Below are 23,151 nucleotides of genomic sequence, written 5' to 3' on the forward strand. Positions count from 1 at the left end.
TCTGGCTCACTGATCACCCTTTAATCTATAATTTTACCATAAATCCTGACGTGGGACCGCTATCATTTAAATATAGAATCTATGTTCCGTTATTCAAAAAAATGTTCATCTTTGGCAGAGGACATGCAGGAATTTGAAGTAAACTGTCGAAAACTAAAGTCTGCCATGAAACCAATAACCTATAAAAAGATACCCCGATATGTAGTGCTGTCGATTCTATTCCTGACTATTTTGCTTGGCTTTCGCTGGATATGGTCCGAGACTTTCACTATACCCGCACATCCTGAACCCATTGAAGGCTTGTTAGACCTTCGAGGCTGGGACCTCGCCAACACTTCACCCATATCCCTGGATGGAGAATGGGAGTTTTATCCTCAGACGTTAATCTCTAATCGTGACGCGAAAATAGCGGATAACCTATCCACACGGATTCAAGTTCCCGGTGACTGGCGTAATGCATTACCACAATCCTCATCATCGTTCGGATATGGGACGTACCGTCTTCGCATACTGTTAGATCCATCTGTGGAGGAAGTCTCTCTCTGGGCTCAGAAAATCCAGACATCATCGATCATCGAGATGAACGGGACCATTGTTGCCGAATTCGGCCAACCTGCCACTCATGCCGAAGCCTATCGACCAGAAAGGACTGCATTTACGACTTCCTATGTGCTTGACGGTTCTACCGAACTCAATCTTTTGGTGCAGACAGCCAATTTCGACGATCCTTATAGCGGAGGGATCACACGCTCTCTCTATTTTGGTTCTCCAGAAGCCATTGGAAGTGAACGAGGACTATCCATCGACTTGCAAAAGATTACATTCGCCATACTGCTTTTGCACAGCCTATACGCTTTTGTGATGTTTCTGTTTATCCGAAAGGAACGAGCTCTGCTGACGTTCTCGATGCTAACACTGGTAGCTGCCCTAACGGTCGCTTCCGATCATGACAATCTGTTATTGAGTTGGATTCCACTCAACTTCACTTGGATCGTTAAGGCCAAAGCGTTGTCCTATCCGTTGTTCGCATTCTTTCTTTTACAGATGGCTAGAAGCTTCTCCCATAATCTACAAGGGCGTAAACTGTTCCGTATCTATGCCAGCGTGCTTGGCGTTTACTGTTTATTTTTGCTCGTCGCACCAGTGACCCTGATCTATCATGTACTTGAGATTGGGCTTTCTGATTTCCTCTATCTGTTTGCCATCGGCTGGTCTGTGTACCTATTCTTCCGAATGGCAGCCGAGAAACGAAGCGACGCAAGCTTTTTGCTCTTTGCGGCTACTAGCAGCCTATCAAGCGTATTATGGGGAATTGTGAACTCACATAGCGAAATTACCAACGTGTATTATCCGATCGATGTGATCGCGGCCATGTTGGGCTTCTCCGCCTATTGGTTCAGAAAATACTTCCGCAATTCAAGTGAGATCGAGAAGTTGTACGAACAGCTCAAAGAGGAGGATCGCCAGAAGGATCAGTTTCTTGTGAATACGGCTCATGAATTGCGTACACCGCTACACGGGATCATCAATATCGCCGAGAGCATCGCGGTCCGTGAACGGCGTAAATCAGGTGGGCAGCAGGCAGAAGACATGAAGCTGTTAGTTACCATCGGCCGACGCATGTCCCAACTGGTTGATGACCTCCTTGATGTCATTCGTTTGAAGGAAAAACGCATTACGCTTCAGAAGAAACCTTTATCTCTTGCATCTGTCATTCCAGGCGTGATCGGTATGTTCCGATTCATGGCAGAGGGAAGGCCTGTCCACATGAAGGTAGATATTCCTGAATCACTGCCGTTAATTCAAGCCGATGAGAGAAGACTTGTTCAGGTACTCTACAACCTGTTGCATAATGCACTCAAATTCACCGATGAGGGTACCATTACTGTATCTGTTCGGGTACATGGAGAGCATGTCTTGATCCAAGTCTCAGATACAGGTGTTGGTATAAGTGAAGAGATACAACAGCGAATATTCGAGGCGTATGAACAGGGGACCCAAGAGGCTCGTTTAAGCGGAGGAATCGGCCTCGGTCTCAATATCAGCAGGCAGCTCACCGAACTCCATGGCGGCCAACTCACCGTGCAATCCGTACCTGGGCAAGGATCAACCTTCCAGATCTCGCTTCCACGGGAAGACACCGCATCGTTATCGGACCAGACTGAGCAGCAATGGGACGCTCACAGCTTCGATGAAATTGCGATTGCAGAACCACAGCAGCAGACCATATCTCAGGATAAGACTGCCGCCCGTATTCTTGCCGTCGATGATGATCCTGTAAACCTGCGAGTACTGATCTCCATGCTTGCGAATGAACCTTACCACATTCAACCAGCAGCTTCCGCACTTGAAGCATTAGAGTTGCTGGATAAGGAGCCGTGGGACTTACTGATTGCTGATGTCATGATGCCCCATATGTCCGGTTATGAACTGACCGAGAACGTACGCAAGCGTTATTCGGTATCGGAGCTTCCCATCCTGTTGCTGACGGCCCGTAACGAACCAGCGGATGTATACGCCGGATTCATGGCCGGTGCTACGGACTATGTCACCAAGCCCGTGGATGCCGTTGAATTAAGGCATCGCATCGGGTCTCTGATCGTACTGAAACAATCCATTGATGAGCGACTGCGCATGGAGGCTGCTTACTTACAAGCACAGATTCAGCCCCATTTTCTTTTTAATACGCTCAATTCAATCATGGTTCTTAGTGAGATGGACACGGAGCGAATGCAGAAGCTGGGCGATGCTTTTATCGAGTATCTTCAGACCAGCTTTCATTTTGTCAATTCGGAGAAAATGGTTGAGGTCACTCATGAGTTGGATCTATCCCGCGCCTATCTCTACATTGAAAAAGAACGATTCATGCATCGGTTGAACGTCATCTGGGATATTCCCGATGATCTTGATCTATCCCTGCCGCCACTCACCATTCAACCGCTTATTGAGAATGCTGTTCGACATGGTATTCTCAGCAAAGTTGAGGGTGGAACCGTGCATATCCGAATCATCAACCAAACAGCGTCCACCTTGATTGAAATCGAGGATGACGGTGTGGGGATGCAGCCCGAGCAGATCGAACGGGCACTGGCGTGGCCCAAGAAAGGTCCCGGCGGAAGTGGGGGCATTGGATTAACCAATACACATCGCCGGTTGACTCAGATGTACGGACAGGGCTTACGCATCGTCAGTTCACCGGGCCAAGGTACGAAAGTTTCCTTTGTTATCCCTTTGGACCGCAGTTGAGAGCCTGAGCAATAAGATCGTTCTATAACTCTACAGCGGCATATTATTCGATCCATATCCGTTTGCTCTGTGTAAGGTCTACGGGGAACGCGATGATAACGGACATGTTCAAGTTCAAGTTCAAGCTCACGTTCAGGTTCTGACATACCAAATAAACCAAAAGAGAGCTAAGCACAGGGTTCGTCCCGGCTTAGCTCTCTTTTCTTTGACTTCATTATGATCTAACACGATAAGCTAATGATTATACGTGCATGACATGTTTTTCATCCGATAACCCCAGCGCCTTGGCTGTTGAAGAATGAACCTCTTTGAGAAGATCCAGATTCTCCACAAGGGATATGCCATAGGATGGAATCATTTCCTTGATCTTTGGCTCCCATGCCTCCATATGCTGCGGGAAGCACCGCTGAAGAATCTCAAGCATGACTTGAACCGCCGTGGATGCACCTGGTGATGCACCTAGCAAAGCCGCGATTGTTCCATCTGCAGACGTGACCACTTCTGTACCGAATTGGAGCGTTCCTTTGCCACCTTGGACAGTATCCTTGATCACCTGCACACGCTGCCCCGCTAGAACCATATCCCAATCCTCACTCTTCGCACCCGGAACAAAGTCACGCAATTCTGCCATACGTTGTTCTTTGGATAACATCAGTTGTTGGATGAGGTACTTGGTCAAAGAGATTTCTTTGACACCTGCTGCGAGCATCGTAAGCAGATTATGCATCTTAACAGACGTGATTAAGTCGGCATTGGAACCCGTCTTCAGGAACTTCGGTGAGAACCCGGCAAACGGTCCAAATAACAGCGACTTCTTATTGTCGATAAAACGGGTGTCCAGATGCGGAACGGACATCGGCGGAGCTCCTACCGAAGCCTTGCCATATACTTTGGCATGATGCTGTTCCACGACTTTTTGATTTTTGCACACCATAAAGATCCCACTGACCGGGAATCCGCCGATATGTTTACCTTCCGGAATGCCCGTCTTCTGGAGCAAATGCAGACTTCCGCCGCCCGCGCCGATGAAGACAAATTTCGCCTTATGGCGTTCGACTGCACCACTCTTCAGGTTTTTCACGGATAATTCCCATAGTCCATCGCTGGTGCGTTTCATATTCTTCACGCTATGTTGGTAGTGGACGCCCACGTGTTGTTCCTTCAAATGTTTGATCAGCATACGCGTTAAAGCACCAAAGTTAACGTCCGTACCGGAGTCAATTTTGGTCGCTGCAACAGGTTCATTACTTGTACGATCTTTCATCATCAGCGGCATCCATTTCGCCAGCTCTTTCTTGTCATCCGAGAATTCCATGCCTGCGAACAGCGGATGATTCGACAAGGAGTCATAACGTCTTTTCAAAAACTGGACATTGCTCTCTCCGTGCACATAACTCAAATGAGGAATCGGCATAATGAAGTCCCGCGGATTACGAATCAGACGGCTATTGACGAGATAGGACCAAAATTGCTTTGAGATCTGAAATTGTTCATTCACTTTAATCGCTTTGCTAATATCTACGGTTCCGTCTGGTCGTTCAACGGTATAGTTAAGTTCGCACAATGCAGCATGCCCGGTTCCGGCATTATTCCATTCGTTGGAGCTTTCCTCTCCTGCAGTGGCTAGCTTTTCGAAAACCTTAATATTCCAGTCTGGTGCCAATTCTTTTAGCAAAGTTCCCAAAGTTGCACTCATAATTCCGGCACCAATCAAGATCACATCTGTACTCGTTTGTCCCTGGCTCATGTCTACCGTCCTTATATCCTATATTTGCCAAAAGGATGTAAGCGTTATCGATTTGGCATTTGCAGCAAGCCCATTCTTGAACGGGATCGCACCTTCTCTGAATGATTATAACCTTGATCTAGTGTATCAATAATATAGAGCAATTTAAATATGCAATTTCAAGATATTTGCTATTCCATCAGTATACGCTAGTTTACATCGGAACGTTAGCCCGGTTATAGGCCTGAAAGATATATTTGTTCAAAACAAAGAAAGGAACCCGGTTTTAGGGGGACTTGGTTGATCAAATGGATGCACTAAAAGCCGCTCTCGAATCTCTTCGCAAGGCGGCTTTATATATAAATTAACGATTACCACCCCCGGCGTTTCCGGGAGTACTCAGAAGATCGAAATTAACTCTTTCGTATACGGATGGCGTTCTTCAGCGAACAACGCATCCGCGCCAAAGCGATCAACGATCTGACCTTCCCGCATGACGATAATGCGCTGGCTCATGCGATGTACGGCAGCCAGATCATGCGAGATGAACACGTATGACAGACCAAGCGATGTCCGCAGATCGGTGAGCAACTGCAAAACTGCTCCTTGCGAGATCACGTCCAGGCTGGCTGTCGGTTCATCCAGAACGACAACGTCCGGCTCAATACCAATGGCACGTGCGATCGTGACCCGCTGACGCTGTCCACCACTTAACTCATGGGGGTATCGTCCAGCCAAGTCGCTTGGAAGCTCAACAGCTTCAAGCAGCTTTTGGACGTAAGCCTCCTTCGACGTATAGGTAAAGTGGGAAAGCTCAGCGTTCCGTCCAAGCTGTTCGTACGGATCGATTAGCGAATCGGCAATCTTGAGCTTCGGATTCAGTGCAGCCATCGGGTTCTGGAAAACAATCTGAATCTTCCGGCGATGAGGTCGCAACCGTCGGCTGCTCAGCCGCGCGATATCCTGTCCGCCCAATGTAATCGAGCCTGTATCTGCATCTTCGATCCTCAACAGACAGCGTGCGAGTGTACTCTTGCCGCAGCCGCTCTCCCCAACCAGGCCAAGGCATTCGCCGTGGTTCAGAGTGAAGGAAATATCATTCACAGCCGGTCTGTCTGCACCCGCATACGTTCGGCTGAGATGTTCCACGTGAAGCACAGCATTTCCAGGGATGCTGAGCGATGAAGCATTGCCTGTACCCGTGGTATCTATATCCGTATCTGTATCCGCATGATCTGTACCCGCAGTATTTATGTTTACATTGTCTGTGTCTGCATGGTTTAAGTCTTTAGCAAAATCGTGGCTTCGCACATCAGATTCTTCTTTGGACTGCACAAGTCCACGGCGTTCATCATTTGTGGTCATCTTCATTCCGTTCCCGCCTCCTTCAATCCCGACTTCAGTGACCGACTCAGGACGGGAGCCGCATCAATCAGCTGACGCGTATATTCATGCTGAGGATGATCGATAATGCGATGTTTCCCGCCAGATTCAACGATCTGCCCTTCCTTCATGACAGCCAAGCGGTTGGCATAGCGACGTACATGGCGCCAGTCGTGTGTGATAAACAGAATGGCACATCCCGTCTCCGCTTGTTTGCGTGCCAGCAACTCCAACACGCGATGCCCGGACACACTGTCCAGTGCCGTTGTCGCTTCGTCAGCGATCAGCAGACGAGGTGAGAGCATCAGCGATGTGGCAATTGAGGCCCGCTGAAGCTGTCCACCGCTCAATTGGAACGGATAGCGGCGCAGCAATTCAGCGCCAAGGCCAACCGATTCCAGCGCTTCCTCCGCTCGTTTCTTGCGGATAGCAGAAGACTTTTCCCCATGTACCTTCTGGTATTCATCAAAGTGCCCACCAATGCTGCGAAAGGGCGTAAATGCTCCCTGATAGTCTTGAAAAATATACGAGATGCGGCTTCCCCGCAGGGCGCGCATCTCCTTTGGCTTCCGTTCGAGCAGGTTGCTGCCCTCGAACATGACTCGCCCCGACGCATGCAGGTTGGGCGGCAGCAGACGACCAATTGCTTGCGAGAGCAAGCTTTTGCCACTACCACTCTGTCCAACCAATGCCATGAACTCGCCTTCGCGAACAGCCAGAGAGACTTGATCTACAATCGTACGATCCCGACTGGAGATGCTCAGTTCCTCAATGGAGAGAATCATGGCTGCACCTCCTTCTTCACGTCAAACCGGTCTCTTAGATAGTCGCCCAGCATGTTGGCTAGCAAGACTACCGAGACAATGGCAAGACCCGGATAGATCATCAGCTCTGGCCGAGACTGGAAGTAAGGCCGTGAGTCGTTCAGCATCGCACCCCATTCAGGTGTTGGCGGCTGAGCGCCAAGGCCAATGTAGGACAACGAAGAGATGAGCAGGATGATTTTACCCAGATCAAGACTGGCCAGCACGAGCACATGCCCTGCGATATGTGGAAGCAGATGTTTTCTCATGATACGACCGTCCGAAAGTCCGTTGGTCCGGGCGATGCGAATGTAATCCTTTTGGGACTCCGATAAAACCGTACTTCGAACTAGACGGGCATAGCTGACCCACTTTACGATCACAATCGCCAATACCAGATTACCGATTCCCGCGCCAAGCAAGCCACTTAGCACAATCGCCACGATGGTATCAGGGAAAGCAAGAAAGGCATCAGCAATCCGCATGAACAACTTATCGACCCAGCCACGTTTGTAACCCGCGATCAAACCAAACGGAATGCCAATCAGCAATGCAGCACCGAGTGCCAGCAGACTATAACCCAGTGTTTGGCCGCCGCCAAGCAGCAGACGTGTCAGTACATCGCGGCCCAGATGGTCGGTGCCGAACGGATGGAGAGCACTTGCGCCCTGCAATCGTCCGCGCAGATCGGTTAAGGTATGATCATGTTTCAGAACTAAAAAGGCATATAAGGAGGCCGCGATGACCAGCAGTGCAAACAGCAGACCAATGATCGCCTGCCAGCTATGTTTTTTAGATTTTGTCGTTGGAATGGGCAGGGGTATGGTTTTCATCGGTGGGCCTCCTTTTCCTTGAGTTTCATTTCGGGATTCAAATAACGGTACGACAGATCAACCGCCGTATTCACGAGGAATACCGCGATAGCCATGATCAGGATGTAACCCTGGATCAATGGATAATCACGCTGGCGGATGGCGTCAACGACGAGCTTGCCGATGCCCGGATAAGCGAACAACACTTCAATCACGACAACTCCGCCAATCAGGCTGCCGAGGCTGACGCCAAATACCGTAATGACAGGCGGCAGACTGTGCCGAAACGCATGAAGCATGAAGATCCGGCCTTCGGATAACCCTCTTGCCCGGGCGGACCGAACGAACTCCTGACTTAGTGAATCTAGCAAGCTGGAACGCAAAAGACGCACATAAACGCTGGAGATGGCAAGTCCCAGCGTCAGAGATGGCAGAATAAGTGAGGTGAATCCATCCCGGCCCATGGTCGGCAGATTGCCAAAGCGTACGCCGAACATATCGATCAGGATTAGACCCAGCCAGAAGCTCGGCACCGCGGCACCCACAATGGAGAGCATCCGGCTGCCGCGGTCAATCCAACTGCCACGATGGAGTGCTGACAGCGAGCCTAGCGGGATCGCTATGACGAGCATAACCAGTAGAGCGCCAATCGTGAGTTCAGCCGTAGCTGGCAGCGCATGCATCAGGGTCTGCATGACGGGCTGGCCTGTCGAATAAGATACACCGAAGTCGAGCCGAACGAAATCGAGTAACCAGTTGCCAAACTGGACAGGAAGCGAATCGTTGAAACCCATTTCCTCGCGTACAGCTTCGACCTGCTCCTGACTAACGGAAAGTTCGTCTACGTTCAGGATCGTCAGTACCGGATCACCGGGAGCCAGACGAATGAACAGGAAACTCACAAACATAATGAACAACAGAAAGATAAATACCTCAAGGAACTTCCGAAGCAAAATACGAAACATTACATCACATCCAGCTTATTGGTAATCATGTAATATTCACTGCGGGTGGTAACCCAGTTCTTGATCTTCTTGCCGTTATAGGCAACGATCGTACCTGGATGCAGCACGAATGAATTCAGCACATTGTCATGCACGTAGTTGGCTGCCTTCTCGGCAAGCTCTGCGCGTTTCTCCGGTGCAACTGTGAGATTCAATTCGTCGATGATCTTGGTCAGCTCCGGATCTTCCGATCCACTGAAGTTAAGAGCACCCTTCGGATGGTACGTCGCATTCAGGTAATAACCAGCATCCCCACGAGGAGCCGTCAAATTACTGTACGTCGCAATATCCCAGTCACGGTTAGATGCCATATAATCTTCTGGCGTGTCAATCTGGCGAATCTGCACGTCGATACCGATCTTCTTCGCATCAGATTGGAACACTTGAGCGATCAGTGGCAGATCAGCACGGGCTGAATATGTCAGCAGCGTCAGCTGCAATGGTTTTCCATCCTTGGTCATCACGCCGTTTTGCTGCGTGTACCCTGCTTCGCCAAGATATTTTACAGCGACATCAGCTCCGGATTCCGTTGCTGTATCCGTATAGGTTGGTGCGAATGGCAGCGATGGCAGGAACGGTCCAATGGCCGGTTCCCCATAGCCGAGCAGGATCGTGTCCACGATACCCTGACGGTCAATCAGCGCGTCCAGCGCACGACGAACATTGAGGTCCTTCATACTCTCCCGCTGCATGTTCATCGTTAGTTGATGCACGCGGAATGTCGATGTGGACTCAACCTTCATGCCGTCCATCGCTTTGAGCGATTCGAGGCTCTCAACTTCCGGACGGTATACGATATCTACCTGCCCAGATTTGAGCGCTAGTGTGCGGGCATTGGCATCTTCATTGAATGAAAACGTGATGGAATCTAGGGGCGATGCTCCGTCCCAATATTCATCATAGCGATTCAGTTGCAGCTTGCTGCCTGGGGTAAAAGAAGTCAGCTTGAACGGGCCCGTACCAATGGGCTTGTTCACAATGTCCGGCTCACTCACGTCGATAATCGCCGTGTTCGGATTCACCAGCTCTGAAGCAAATTCCGGGAAAGGCTGAGTTGTGGTAATCTCCAGCTTGTCACCCTCGGCTTCAATTGTATCGATCTTGAGAGCGTTCTGGATCGCTACACTCTCTTCCAGTGCCCGTTCAAGAGACGCCTTAACGGATTCACCTGTCATTGGCTTGCCGTTCTGGAAGGTCACATCATCTCGCAGGTCGATCGTCCAATGCTGCCCATCTTCGCTCTCCCAGCTCTCGGCGAGCCATGGAGCAACCGTCAAGTTCTCTTCATCGAGACGAACCAGCGTTTCCGTAATGCCCGCGCGCAGCGGCACATAGCTGGAATCCACATGTGGATCTAGCGAACTGGTGGAGAAGTTATATAGGAAATGAACATTTTTATTATCGGTGGATGGTTGCGCAGCGGGACTGGACTCAGATGATCCGCAGGCGCTCAACAGTCCAGCGCTCAAGGCCAAGGAGACCAGCGCTAGCAGTGGCGTCTTTTTATTCAAGGTAATGCCCCTCTCTCTTAATCGTAATCATTATTATCTAAACAATGAGTATTATCATATCGTAATGATTACGTTTTGACAAGAGTTATATTGGTGTTAGAACGAGAAAAAATCCGACTCTCGAATGAGAGCGGATTCTTCATGTTTTTTGTTACATATGAGGGCTTATCTTGTTAACGATTTGCTTTCTAGCTCAATATTGTTAGAAAGGCTCTACTGCAGTATACTTCGGCACTCTTCTTTTATATTCATCTACCTCTTCAAATGAAATCATACTTAAGCGTTCAGGTACTTTCGTTCGAGAAATGTGGACTCCTTGAAGACAAGAATTACACCATATGTCTAAAAAACCCACTCTTGAACGTGTGTCTCCCACATACTGATAATTAACTTTAGTCTCTTGGCAGTTAGGACATTTAATAGTAGATATATTTTGATAGTTCTCAATGATCTCTGTATTTACCTTGATCCAATCTTTAAATTTAGAGTTCGTCATAGTTATCTTTCCCTTCGTTGATAATACTCCCACCAAGAGCTCTCTGAACCATAGGCTCCTTTCTCATACTCAAGCAATGTTTCCGGATCTTGAGGCTTACCAAAGACCTTAGTCTGATATATGTGAATTCTCTCATGCCCTAGAGTCTTAACTAGATTCTCTTTACTACTAAATGCATCCGGATAGAGAACTATCCTGTTACCTTTCGGATCAGCCCATCCGTATAAATCCTTCCCTACTAGTTCAGCATCCCGGACTATTTCTATCTTTACCCCTTTGAGTCCTATTCCTGCATCTCCTGCTACCTTATCAACATGTCTTAATTGCATAGGCTCAGATAAGTCCTTGAAGGCTCCCGTATTGGAAGTTCTACGATATAAGTCATTGCCATTGTTATTGCTTATACCTGCCTTTTGTTCAGCTTTCTTTATATTATTCTGAATCTTAGATGCCAAGCCAGTTGACGAAGTTTTAAACGGTCCCGAACGTCCCGGCATACTCCCACGAACCATCTGAATCGCCATGAATATTTGACTAAATTTCAGAGAGGTCACCATCATCTGAGCATACTTATCTGATACAGGCTCTCCCGTCGTAGGATGAATCCCCATCTCAAACGCCTTGATCTGTAACGCAAAAATATCTTCCCCAGGCGGTTCAACGTTCACAGCTTGCATGCGATTAAAGTCCAGATTTCCCTGATCCCTCTGATAAGCCTGAAGAGCAGCCTGATCCGCAACACCTTTCTCGTTGACAGGCATCCATACCCACTTACCGAACATATTAATTTGCGCCATCCGATAGCCCTTGTCACCCGAACCTGAACCACCTGCTGACTTGGTCATCATAGCTGCGGCACCGACTACTCCAAACGCACCACCCAGACTTACCTTTTGAGCATCTGCATCTTGGAAACGCGTGGCGATATCCTTCAATTCCTTGGATGTATTCACCATACTCTCCAGCGCTTTATCCAGTATAGGTCGTGACTGCTCGAACTCATAGTAAAATCGCTCCTGCGTCGCACCCATCCACATCATCTGAACGAACATGATCTGTCTCGTCAGATCACTTCGTATACTCTCCAACTGTTGTCTGGCTTGATCTACCTGATTCGATACGTGATGAAGTTGTTCCGGGGTAACTTTGATTGTACTCATACGTTTCTCCGCTCATTCGAAATAGGATTATCCTATGTTAGCAGAAGTGTAATATGTAAACTATCCGGCTAACATCCTGATTTCACCATGATAAAAACACAAGCTGTGCTCCTCATCGGTGCTATGGTCCTATATGCATATACCCACTTCAAGGCATATCCTACCAGTTTCAGTAAATACCTTTCCTACTTCATTTCCTCCAACATCACCCGATACCGTCTAATCTGCTCCGCTGTCGCCTCTTCCCGCAATGATTCCAACAATGCTGTGCACCTTATAAAATACCGATCCATCCCAAGCTTATCCGCTAACCGAATCGCCTGCAAAATGAATTCCACGGCCTCCTGTGGTCTTCCCATCCACTGTTCATACAAAGCCCGCTGATAACAGTAATGGTACATATCATCGTTGTTTGAAGAATCTATTTCTCTGCCAACACCCTGTATCTGATCCTCGAACACATGTAAAACCCGATCAATCTGCCATCTATGCCGCACTGCTGCCTCCGTAATCACCTTCAGACCTGCCAACCATTCCTCCGGATGCTCAAGCAAAAAGTTCACAAACTCCTCCAGCAGTTCCACCTGCCCGGCTTCAATCTCAAGAGCATACCGATTCACCTGTACCTTATGCCTGAACTCCTGCACCGCCTGCATACCTACCTCATCCAGATCCTCCATCCATCCCAGATCTGCATATTGATCGATACATGCCCTCGCCTGATCTACCTGTCCCATCTTCTGGTGAGCCATACCCCGCATTAAGTGACTGAACCCGTAATAGTAGACCAAGGGCCGCTCGATGTGTATATGTGGTGCAGGCACTCCCTTTGACCGATACTCCTGCCGCTCTTCATGGATCGACTGCACACATTGATATAACATGTCCGCCCTCTCCATCACCTTGTTCCAATTTTCAAAAGCCACAGCCATGTCCAGCATTTCAACAATGATGTCCGGTTTGAGTGATTTTAGGATAGATTTTCGCAAAAGGAGATCCTCCTTAATTATCCATTTTCTTATAATTGTATAGATAAATCAAAAAAAGATCAATCTAAATTGTACTTATAAGTACTTTTATTTAGTGATACAGTTTGCACATATTAGTCTGTAAGGATTCTATAACCTCTTCTAACCTTAAGTGGAGGTGATTAACATGAATTTACCAGAAAGTGTCGGAAATCGGATACGTGAGTTAAGGAAGGCAAAAGGCTGGACTCAGGAACAACTGGCGGAAGCAGCAGGTCTTCATTACAGCTACATTGGTGGAGTTGAACGGGGAGACCGTAATATTTCTTTGGAGACTCTTGAGAAAATAATGAATGGATTGCAGGTCACTGCTGAAGAAATCTTTAAATTTAAAGAAGACTCTGAGTACAAAAGAGCCTTGGATGAACATATAACTTTAATAAGCGGCAAAAGTACAGATACAATCGTATCATTGACTAAAATTAGTAAAGAGATTTTTAACGCTATCGAAAAATCACATAAAAATTCCGATTAAATATTTCTGTATTAACATCTTTCTTTAATACCAAAAAAGAGTGGAGTACATCCCCACTCTTCTCTTATTTCTCTTTTCAAACAACTCCCCGCTCAAACTCCGCAAACTCCACTCTGTTCCGCCCATTCTGCTTCGCCTGATACAACGCCTTATCCACCGCAGCGAACAGTTGAGTCAAATACCCCTCCGGATTGTCCGGTACATGCACAACTTCAAAGTCCTCAAAGGAAAGAATCCCAATACTAATCGTAATGGACACCTGCATAATCTCGTGATCCACCATAATATGGTTGGACTCCACAGCTGTTCTCACGCGCTCCGCGATTTGGTTCGCCAGATCATGCTCCGTGTGCGGAAGGTAGATCATGAACTCTTCCCCGCCATAGCGCGTCAGAATATCGGTAGTGCGAATGGATTGTTTGACGGCCTCTGCCGTGCGAACGAGAACTTCGTCCCCGATGACATGCCCATAGCGATCATTGATCGCTTTGAAGTAGTCGATATCGAGCAGCAGGAGTGAGAATGGTGTTTTGTATTGAATATTGGTAATGACCTCGTGATTCAGATGCTGGGTCAGATAACGGCGGTTGTAACAATTGGTCAAACTGTCCGTCAGCGCAAGTTCCTCCAGTTTGCGATTGGCCTCGGATAACTCCTGACGGATCAGGTCCAGCGCCTGATTTCGCTCCTGAAGGGTCTCGTTCTGGCGATTCATCTCTTTCACATAGAAGCGCTCCTGCGAGACATCCTGGAACGTAAGGATATGACCGATCGGCACAAGAGCCGAATCCACAATCGGAGATGATTGCAAGATATACTGACGAATCGTATCGTCCCGTTCCACGATCAGTTCAATGTGAGACAGGGTATTCTCCTTTTGCCTGTAATGATTCAGGAACTCCCGATAGCTACCCGCGACATAGACAGATTCCAGGAAAGCTCCCATATCAAAAGAATCCCCCACATGCATTTTCATAAAGGATCGAGAGGCTTTGTTTGCTTCAACAATGACTTCATTCTCATCCAGTACCAGGATGCCATATGGAATGGTATTGATTACGTCCTCATGCGCGATGGATACCAGATCGAACACATTGTATCTTTTGATCACATAGACAAAGAACAGGTCTGACAGAAAGATCCCCAGCGAAGTCATGCCAGGAATGATCGGCAACCAGCGGGCTAGAACGACATTCAGAATCGCATCAATCGTTGCAAAGACAGCCAAGACCAAGATGCCCCACAGGGTGATTCTCACCTGTTTTTTGATCATGGCAGACGTCTGCGATGAATACACCGCCCGGAACAGAACGACGAGAGAAGCCAAGAAATAGCTCACCAGAATACCCATCACAACCCAGAACCAAGGGCCGTAATCCCGCTCGATGTACCCGCCCTCCAGTGGAATGACGAACTCGTTCCATGGATTAACGACCACACCTATAGCCCCAATCACCGCAGGAACAAATAGCAAGAAGGTTCCTTTTGCACTCAGACGCTCTGAATAACCGGTAATAAAGATCGTCAGTAGAAGCCACCCGCTCCCAAGCAAGGAGACCGCAACGAAAGATAAGGTAACGTAGAACAACTGCAGACCAGAATCATCCGTGAGCGTACTCGCAAATTGGCAGAAAGGCCAGAGCATCATCAACCCGTGAAACAAAAAGTACACCTTATGTAAGTTCGTAATTCTAACCGTAGCAAACACATATACACCTACACCGAACAATAGGACAAATAAAAAGAGATCATACCATACTAATGGGTTCACGAATCTTCTCCTTCTTAGATGCTACAATGACAACGTGATTGCTCATAATTCTATGTGATACTTATATAAAACTTCAATAAACACCTATACAATACCGCTACGCCAAACTTATTGGTTAATTTAACCATATCTTATCACACCACCATAAGGGTGAGTAGCCCATACACTGGAAGTCCGACCAACCTCTGATCGAAATGCTGATCTATTTCTGATTATTTATGAATGCTTTTAAAGGTTTAGAGTACAAACAGGAGAGGAAGATCATCTATTCCGGAGATATATGGACATTGTCATGTAATTCATATTGAGCCATCCGACTATCGGACGGCCCTTATATCATTCGGTTACCGCATGTAGAGGGAGATTGTCCGTGAATAGATCGGGGTTATCCTTCAGCATCTCTGTAGTTACCTCTGCTGTCTTAGCGGCATCACACACTCTAACAACCGCATCACCGAGCTTCCCTTTACGCATCGCACCTTCGCGAACCAGTACCTCATCTACTTTCCAGAAATGCTCCGACCATGGCAATCCACAATGTCTGCGGGATGGTACTGAAATCTGGCTTCCATCTGGTAAAACCGTATAAAGCATCTCATGCTCGTCCGTCATTCTGCCAGGGATATCCACCCACTCTTCGACCCCATGGATAAATGTATTCCGCTTCAAGTCAACGCCTACTAACAAGATCGTCGCTTTCCGATCGAGCAGTTTCCCCCATGCTGAACCTCTCGCACATGGTGTATCGAAGAGATGATCGTCCTTCGTAAACGCCTCTGCGTCCCGTCCCAGTGCTGCTACCGAGTGCGTTGGGTGCCACGAACGAACCACGCCCGGACGTTGACGAAATAGTTCAGGAAGAATACCTACACAACAGGAAGAAGTTTCCACGTGGAACAATGGGTTATCCGCATTAATGGTAGACCACGTATGCGTGGGAAGCACCAACAATCCGTCTTTCATATACTCGCTACAGGCATCCAGCACCGTGTCTGCTCCACCTTCAACCTCGCCTATACTTTTCATTGAAGAGTGAATGAGCAACGTGCCTTGCCTATCCATACCAAGCTGCTCTAGTTGCTGCATCAAGCTTTCTTTTGTATACATGTCCTTCCTCCTTCATTTCTTATCCCTTTTCGATGAAAAAGCAAATCCTTGCTCAGCTTCACATCATGCTTCTCAGCATAACAAACAAAGGGCCGAGGGTTAACCCCCGGCCACAGAGAAAAAAATTGGTTGAGTTCAGGCAGTAACTACCGTTCAACTTTTACTTAATAATAACGTACTCCAGATTCACCAGCTTCGCATACGTTACGATCTGATCTGTAGTCAGGTTCAAGGATACAACCGTATGGTGACCACCACCATTTTCGATCCATGCTTTCACTCCATCTTGGAAGTTAGGCTTCACGCTCCACAGAACACGTGCTACCGGCAGGTTAGGTGCTGGAACGGTTGGCTCGAATGCAGATACTTCGTTGATCAGCAGTTTGTAATGTGTACCGAAGTCTGCCATGGATACCACGACACCTTCGCCTGCTTTGCCATCGAACACGAGACGTGCAGGATCTTCACGATCGCCAATACCCAGTGGGGACACGATGATTCTTGGTTTCGTGCTGGCAAGTGTCGGATCTACTTCAAGCATGTGAGATTGCAGGATAGCTTCCTGTCCAGCGGCCATCTCGTATGTGTAGTCTTCCATGAAGCCAGTGTTCTCGTTATGGGCCATGATTTTCAGCAAGCGATCCAGCGCAGCTGTTTTCCAGTCACCCTCACCGGCAAATCCGTACCCTTGAGCCATCAGGCGTTGCACAGCCAGACCTGGAAGCTGTTTCATGCCATGCAGATCTTCAAAGTTCGTCGTGAAGGCACTGTACCCACCTTCGTCCAGGAAACGTTTGATCGCAATCTCATAGCTCGCTTGCACACGTACGCTGGCTTCCCAAGCTTCCTTGCTGTTTGTGCCATAATCAAATTCATAGAGGTCTTTATACTGAGCAATCAGATCATCGATTTCCTGCTCCGTTACGGCGTTCACATATTGCACGAGGTCGCCAATGCCGAAGTAATCAACGGTCCATCCGAATTGGATCTGTGCTTCAACTTTATCACCTTCGGTTACGCCCACGTTGCGCATGTTATCGCCGAAGCGCGCTACTTTGATGTTAAAGCTTTCATTATAAGCTACCGCTACGTCCATCCAGTCAGCAACCTGCTGTTGCACTTCTGGGCGCTCCCAGTAGCCAACAACGATTTTATTTTGTTTTCTCAGACGGGCATTAATGAAGCCATACTCGCGGTCACCGTGAGCGGCTTGGTTCAAGTTCATAAAGTCCATGTCGATCGTCGCCCAAGGAATGCTTTCGTTGAATTGGGTTGCCAAGTGCAGCAAAGGTTTTTGCAGCAATTTTGTACCACGAATCCACATTTTTGCCGGGGAGAACGTATGCATCCACGTGATGACACCCGCTACTTCGTCGCGATAGTTGACTTCCTTCATCGTGCTTGTGATTTTATCTGCGCTTACCGCCAGATCCTGCAATACGAGTGGGTACGGCAGTACGCCACTTGCATTAAGGGCATCCGTAATTTTCTGTGCGTTGGCTTTTACTTCGCCCAGTGCTTCTTCTCCGTACAAGTGCTGTGAACCGACCACAAACCAGAATTCTTTTGCTGCTGACATATAATCATCCTCATTTCATTATTTTATAGTTGAACATATGGGTTTACACTAGCGCACTGCGATTGCAGTACCATCTTCCGATCGCTGGTTATCCCCGGATTTCTTTGATTCCCTTTTTGCAAAGGGAAAATCCTGTGATAAACGCGAGCGCTTCGCTTCTTCAGATTGGTTCTGCACTCTCCGTTATCGTGTAAAAAGTATAGTTGAACAAGTCATTCCCACACTAAACCACTTGGAAGCCAGAACATGCTTCCAGTCACTCTTATAACCTAATTACTTCTGTCCGTAATACGCGTCTTTTCCGTGTTTTCGCAGATAGTGTTTATCCAAAATGCCTTGCGGCAGTTCTTTCGCGAAGTTATTCAATTGCCGCGCGTACAGGTTCATTTTGCACACTTCCTCCAGCACGACACTGTTCACCACCGCTGACTTGGCATCTTTCCCCCACGTAAACGGTGCATGACCATGAAGTAACACAGCCGGAACTGCCATAACATCAATCCCACGCTGCTCAAACGTTTCAATAATGACGCGCCCTGTCTCCGCTTCGTATCCACGATCAACCTCGTCCTGATTCAGGAAACGTGCGCAAGGCACCGCCCCGTAGAACGTGTCCGCATGTGTGGTTCCCATTACAGGTACGTCCAGTCCGGCTTGCGCCCAGATGGTCGCCCACGTGGAGTGTGTGTGCACGATGCCACCAATTTCCGAGTAATGCTTATATAGTACGGCATGTGTTGCGGTGTCCGAGGAAGGTCTCATCTCACCCTCCACCACGTTACCGTCCAGATCAACCACAACCATGTCGCTTGCTTTCATCACATCGTAGCTAACGCCACTTGGTTTGATCACGAACAGACCGCTTTCCCGATCGATTGCGCTGACGTTACCCCATGTGAATTTCACAAGTCCGTGCTTTGGCAGTTCCAGATTCGCCTGGAATACCTCTTCTTTCAATTGTTCTAACATGTTATTCCCTCCCGTTCTCTACCAGATGATCTACAGCTGATTGCTCAATTGTGAGTCCATTCCGGTAGCGTTCGATAAATGCTTCAAACCCTTTCACATCCGATGCATCCGGCGCCACTTCGACTCCCTCAACATCGTTAAAGACTTTCTGCTCCAGGAACACACCCAGGCTTTCCTCTTGATCCTTGTTGATCATGTACGAAGCCAGAAGTGCCATGCCCCATGCGCCGCCTTCACCAGCGGTAGACATTACCGACACCGGTACGTTCATTGCAGCAGCTACAATCCGTTGTCCGACGACAGGCGTTTTGAACAGGCCACCGTGAGCCAAAATGCTGTCAATGGCTACATTCTCTTCCTCCGTCAAAATGTCCATACCCAGCTTGAGTGCACCGAAGGCACTGAACAGATGTGTCCGCATGAAGTTTGCCAGATTGAAGTTGCTTTCCGGGGAACGGACGAACAATGGACGGCCTTTCTCAAGTCCCGTAATGTTCTCACCTGAGTAATAACCGTAGCTGAGCAAGCCGCCACCATCAGGGTCTGCCTCCAAAGCCTTGTTAAACAACACGCTAAACAACTTGGCGTTATCCACTTCATATCCCATCGCTTGAGAGAATTCGCGGAACAATCCCACCCATGCGTTGATATCACTGGAACAGTTGTTGGCATGCACCATCCCTACTGGACTGCCATCCGGCGTGGTGACCATATCGATCTCGGGATACACTTTGGACAATTCCTTCTCCAGTACAATCATCGCAAATACGGATGTGCCGACGGAGATGTTCCCCGTACGTTTTCTCACGCTATTTGTTGCCACCATACCCGTTCCGGCATCGCCTTCTGGCGGGCAGAGCGGAATGCCTGCTTGCAGATCTTGCGAAGGGTCGAGCAACTTGGCTCCCGCTTCCGTCAATGCACCTGCATTCTCACCCGCGAGATAGACCTTGGGAAGAAGGTCCACGACCTTCCACGGATAACCTTTGCCTGCGATCTGTTCGTCGAACTGTTGGATCATGGATGGGTGATAGTTATGTGTAGACTCGTCAATTGGGAAAATGCCTGAAGCATCGCCGATCCCAATCGCCTTATTGCCCGTCAGCAACCAATGGATGTATCCAGCCAGAGTTGTCAGGTGATCGATCTGTGGCACATGTGCCTCTTCATTTAAGATTGCTTGGTACAAGTGAGCGATGCTCCAACGTTCCGGAATATTGAATTGTAGAAGATCCGTTAGCTCCCTTGCAGCTGCTCCTGTAGTAGCATTACGCCAGGTGCGGAAAGGTACCAGCATTTCGCCCGTGCTATCCAATGCGATATATCCGTGCATCATAGCCGAGAATCCGATAGAACCGACCGTTCGCAGCGTAATTCCGTATTTTTGTTCCACATCTTGCTTCATCTCACGATAAGCCGTTTGCAGTCCTGTGATGATATCCTCCTGGTTGTACGTCCAATATCCATCTTTCAGGAGGTTCTCCCATTCATAACTGCCTGACGCGATGGTCTCAAAACGTTCGTCAATCAACACCGCCTTAATCCGCGTTGATCCAAATTCAATTCCTAGTGAAGTAGTGCCCTTGGTAATGGCTTCTTTCAAGTCCAATTGACTCATAATCACGTGTATCCCCTCTCCGGTCGCGATTTCACATCCCAAAGGATGCATATATAAGGTGAATCTTCTACTTATAGCAGTGACTAATAATATTTTTGTATAAGTACTTCCTGTTGTGTTTTCAAAGAATGCGCTTTCCTTTTCTGACAGCCTTAGTATATTTTTTGTACGTACATTTGTCAATAATATATAATAGTTATACTTACAAAGGACACATAATGTACTCTATTTGACCATTCAAAGGTCTTATATGGCTATAAAACGGCTATGCTGTAAGGTACACCTCCATCGAAAAAGGCTGGATATGTACGGTTTATTTCGAAAAATGTTCGGTTTTATTTTCATCCTATCTGAATCATGCTAAAATATGTACGTACAACTATTTGAACAACAACGTTGATATAGATGAGTAACGATGAAAGAAGTGGACTACGTGAAGCCAAAATACCAGGTCATTATTGATGATATAAAGAGTCATATCCTTTCGGGGACATATAGCATAGGCGAACAGATCCCAACCGAGTTAGCATTACAGGAAAGCTACACCGTAAGTCGCCAGACGGTGCGGAAGGCTATTTTGGAGTTATCTAATGAAGGATTTTTACGAAGCGAAAAGGGGTCAGGGACCTACGTTAGCAATCAGTATCGATCACGATCAGGTGGCAATACGTCGAAGAAAACGATCGGTGTGATCACGACATACATCTCGGATTACATCTTTCCGTCCATTATCCGCGGTATTGAGAGTCGTCTGAATGAGGACAACTACTCGTTACTGCTGGCCAGTACTAATAATGATGTAGCGCAGGAGAAAAAAGCACTCGAAATGATGCTCTCCTACGGCGTGGATGGCCTAATTGTCGAACCGACCAAAAGTAATCTGTACAATCCCAACATTGCATACTACCTATCGTTCAAAGAGCAGGATGTGCCGTTTACGATGATTAATGCGTTCTATGAGGAGTTGGAGGTTCCGTTCTTCTGCCTGGATGACGTGCAATCCAGTTATCTTGCCACACGTGAATTAATCGCCAAAGGCCATACCCAGATCGGCATTATTGCCAAAATGGATGATTTACAAGGCAAGTACCGGATGAAGGGATACATCAAGGCGCTGGGTGAAGCGAAGTTACGGTTCCATCCCGAGCAAGTGCTTTCCTTTGATACCGCATCGAAACCAGAGTTATCTTCTAGTGTAGCCACATATCTGGACGAAAACAGGGATGCGCTCACCGCGATTGTTTGTTACAACGATGAAGTGGGACTGGAGGTCGTGAACGCCTGCAGGCAACTGGGCATCTCGATCCCGGATGAGTTATCCATCATTGGACAGGACAATTCGTATATTGCCAAGAACGCCAACATAAGACTTACAACGCTAACCCATCCCCAAGAGCAAATGGGCCGCGACGCCGCAGACTGGGTGATCAAAAATCTGCAAGGCAAAAAGGATATGCCCACGAATACCTACTATCAGCCGGTGCTGGTTGAGGGGGAGACGGTGAAGGAGATCGTAGTGGAATAATATTGTTGTGGGACAGGAGTTAAGTTGTTACCGAGCGTTTCTGTCCAACATACTTAAAGAAGGCCGTCAGAATATCTGCGGCCTTCTTTGTTTTTGTTCATTATAATGAGGGATTAACTTCTTCTTACATATACTTATACATCTTCTCTAATCGAAACTACTTCGACTGCTCCGCTTCTTCGCTTACCAGACTTACAACGACGCCTTTCTTCTTCAAGTTTTTCACAACCTGCTCTGCTCGATCATTCAACGGATTGTTAGCCAAATATACCTCTGTTAGATGTGGGATGGTTTCGAGCACTGCAATATCCTCAATGAGGTTATCTTCTACATATAGATACTCCAAGGTTGGATGGTTTTTGAAAGGTGTCAGATCTTGAATTTTATTATCATTCATAATGACCCATTCCAACTTTAATTTCTGAAGAGGACTTAGATCGGTCACCTGATTCCCACTGGCGAGTAAACTGGTCAGCTTACGCATATTTTTTAATGGAGCCAGGCTTTTTATTTTGTTATTGTCCATAACCAGATTTTGCAGATTAGTGAGACCTGAAAGTGGTGAGATATCTGCAATCTGATTGCCTTCAACAGCCAAGAACGTCAATTTTTTTAACTTGTTGAGTGGCTTAATATTTTTTATATTTTGACCAGGCAAGAATAAATCCGTCATATTAACGGCATGTTCAAGACCTTGCAGGTTAGAAATCTTACTTTTTAATTCCATAGCATATAGAGATTTTAATTTTTTCAAATCGGCAGCCTTTATTTCCTTCTTAGCCGACATCTTCAAATCTGCTCGAATAACTTTGGCCAAGACCGGGTCCTTAATAAGCGACGACGCAGCCAAAACGCTCGTTGCCGGTAATAATACAAAAACCAAACAAAGTACGATCATACTTTTGATGAATTGATTACGCATATAGAATCTCCTTTTA

General features: G+C 47.4%; 17 protein-coding genes. 3 read left to right on the forward strand and 14 right to left on the reverse strand.

Translation table 11 applies throughout. From position 1 onward, the window contains the following. The first annotated feature begins 123 nt into the window (after positions 1–123). Positions 124–3,246: a hybrid sensor histidine kinase/response regulator gene (locus tag AC6CIF_RS27300; RefSeq protein ID WP_498202272.1), complete on the forward strand. Its 3,123-nt coding sequence runs from the start codon at positions 124–126 to the stop codon at positions 3,244–3,246. A gap of 241 nt (positions 3,247–3,487) precedes the next feature. Here AC6CIF_RS27300 and AC6CIF_RS27305 read toward each other — a convergent pair whose 3' ends face one another. From AC6CIF_RS27305 to AC6CIF_RS27340, 8 genes are all read right to left on the reverse strand, one after another. Beyond that, positions 3,488–4,993 (reverse strand): malate:quinone oxidoreductase, encoded by a 1,506-nt coding sequence (locus AC6CIF_RS27305; RefSeq protein ID WP_498202273.1) that lies wholly within the window; start codon positions 4,991–4,993, stop codon positions 3,488–3,490. Between the two features lie 378 nt (positions 4,994–5,371). Then, positions 5,372–6,343 (reverse strand): ABC transporter ATP-binding protein, encoded by a 972-nt coding sequence (locus AC6CIF_RS27310; protein WP_498202275.1) that lies wholly within the window; start codon positions 6,341–6,343, stop codon positions 5,372–5,374. After that, positions 6,340–7,140 carry an ABC transporter ATP-binding protein gene (locus tag AC6CIF_RS27315; protein ID WP_498202276.1) on the reverse strand — a complete coding sequence of 267 codons (801 nt, stop codon included), beginning with the start codon at positions 7,138–7,140 and terminating at the stop codon, positions 6,340–6,342. Before AC6CIF_RS27315 ends, AC6CIF_RS27310 begins: the two co-directional genes overlap by 4 nt. Beyond that, entirely contained in the window at positions 7,137–7,991 is an 855-nt protein-coding gene (nikC, locus tag AC6CIF_RS27320; protein WP_036671814.1) for a nickel transporter permease, read from the reverse strand. Before nikC ends, AC6CIF_RS27315 begins: the two co-directional genes overlap by 4 nt. Further along, on the reverse strand, positions 7,988–8,935 hold the full coding sequence (gene nikB / locus AC6CIF_RS27325) for a nickel ABC transporter permease (RefSeq protein ID WP_498202277.1): 948 nt from the start codon (positions 8,933–8,935) through the stop codon (positions 7,988–7,990). The genes nikC and nikB overlap by 4 nt, the downstream gene beginning before the upstream one ends. Next, positions 8,935–10,485, reverse strand: a complete 1,551-nt coding sequence (gene nikA / locus AC6CIF_RS27330; RefSeq protein ID WP_498202279.1) for a nickel ABC transporter substrate-binding protein — start codon at positions 10,483–10,485, stop codon at positions 8,935–8,937. The genes nikB and nikA overlap by 1 nt, the downstream gene beginning before the upstream one ends. 498 nt (positions 10,486–10,983) lie before the next feature. Next, positions 10,984–12,141, reverse strand: coding sequence for a WXG100 family type VII secretion target (locus tag AC6CIF_RS27335; RefSeq protein ID WP_498202280.1), 1,158 nt, complete (start codon positions 12,139–12,141; stop codon positions 10,984–10,986). Positions 12,142–12,326: 185 nt separating this feature from the next. Continuing rightward, on the reverse strand, positions 12,327–13,130 hold the full coding sequence (locus AC6CIF_RS27340) for a DNA-binding protein (protein WP_498202281.1): 804 nt from the start codon (positions 13,128–13,130) through the stop codon (positions 12,327–12,329). Positions 13,131–13,296: 166 nt separating this feature from the next. Between AC6CIF_RS27340 and AC6CIF_RS27345 the strand changes: the two genes are divergently transcribed. Further along, on the forward strand, positions 13,297–13,644 hold the full coding sequence (locus AC6CIF_RS27345; protein WP_498202282.1) for a helix-turn-helix domain-containing protein: 348 nt from the start codon (positions 13,297–13,299) through the stop codon (positions 13,642–13,644). Positions 13,645–13,720: 76 nt separating this feature from the next. Here AC6CIF_RS27345 and AC6CIF_RS27350 read toward each other — a convergent pair whose 3' ends face one another. The 5 genes from AC6CIF_RS27350 to AC6CIF_RS27370 all read right to left on the reverse strand — a co-directional run bounded on the left by AC6CIF_RS27350 (position 13,721) and on the right by AC6CIF_RS27370 (position 20,688). After that, positions 13,721–15,415 carry a histidine kinase N-terminal 7TM domain-containing diguanylate cyclase gene (locus tag AC6CIF_RS27350; protein ID WP_498202283.1) on the reverse strand — a complete coding sequence of 565 codons (1,695 nt, stop codon included), beginning with the start codon at positions 15,413–15,415 and terminating at the stop codon, positions 13,721–13,723. Positions 15,416–15,751: 336 nt separating this feature from the next. Next, complete coding sequence (locus tag AC6CIF_RS27355; protein WP_498202284.1) at positions 15,752–16,522, reverse strand: AAC(3) family N-acetyltransferase; 771 nt, start codon at positions 16,520–16,522, stop codon at positions 15,752–15,754. A gap of 160 nt (positions 16,523–16,682) precedes the next feature. Next, positions 16,683–18,101: an L-arabinose isomerase gene (araA, locus tag AC6CIF_RS27360; protein WP_145150737.1), complete on the reverse strand. Its 1,419-nt coding sequence runs from the start codon at positions 18,099–18,101 to the stop codon at positions 16,683–16,685. Positions 18,102–18,374: 273 nt separating this feature from the next. After that, a complete protein-coding gene (locus AC6CIF_RS27365; RefSeq protein WP_047840995.1) occupies positions 18,375–19,070 on the reverse strand; it encodes an L-ribulose-5-phosphate 4-epimerase in 696 nt (231 codons plus the stop codon). A 1-nt stretch (position 19,071) separates the two neighbouring features. Next, complete coding sequence (locus tag AC6CIF_RS27370) at positions 19,072–20,688, reverse strand: xylulokinase (protein WP_498202285.1); 1,617 nt, start codon at positions 20,686–20,688, stop codon at positions 19,072–19,074. Positions 20,689–21,121: 433 nt separating this feature from the next. Between AC6CIF_RS27370 and AC6CIF_RS27375 the strand changes: the two genes are divergently transcribed. Further along, positions 21,122–22,213 carry a GntR family transcriptional regulator gene (locus AC6CIF_RS27375; RefSeq protein WP_498202313.1) on the forward strand — a complete coding sequence of 364 codons (1,092 nt, stop codon included), beginning with the start codon at positions 21,122–21,124 and terminating at the stop codon, positions 22,211–22,213. Positions 22,214–22,370: 157 nt separating this feature from the next. Here the strand turns inward: AC6CIF_RS27375 and AC6CIF_RS27380 are convergent, their stop codons facing one another. After that, on the reverse strand, positions 22,371–23,135 hold the full coding sequence (locus AC6CIF_RS27380) for a leucine-rich repeat domain-containing protein (protein ID WP_498202286.1): 765 nt from the start codon (positions 23,133–23,135) through the stop codon (positions 22,371–22,373). Between the last annotated feature and the right edge of the window lie 16 nt (positions 23,136–23,151).

It is taken from the genome of Paenibacillus sp. GQ49, from assembly GCF_059759055.1.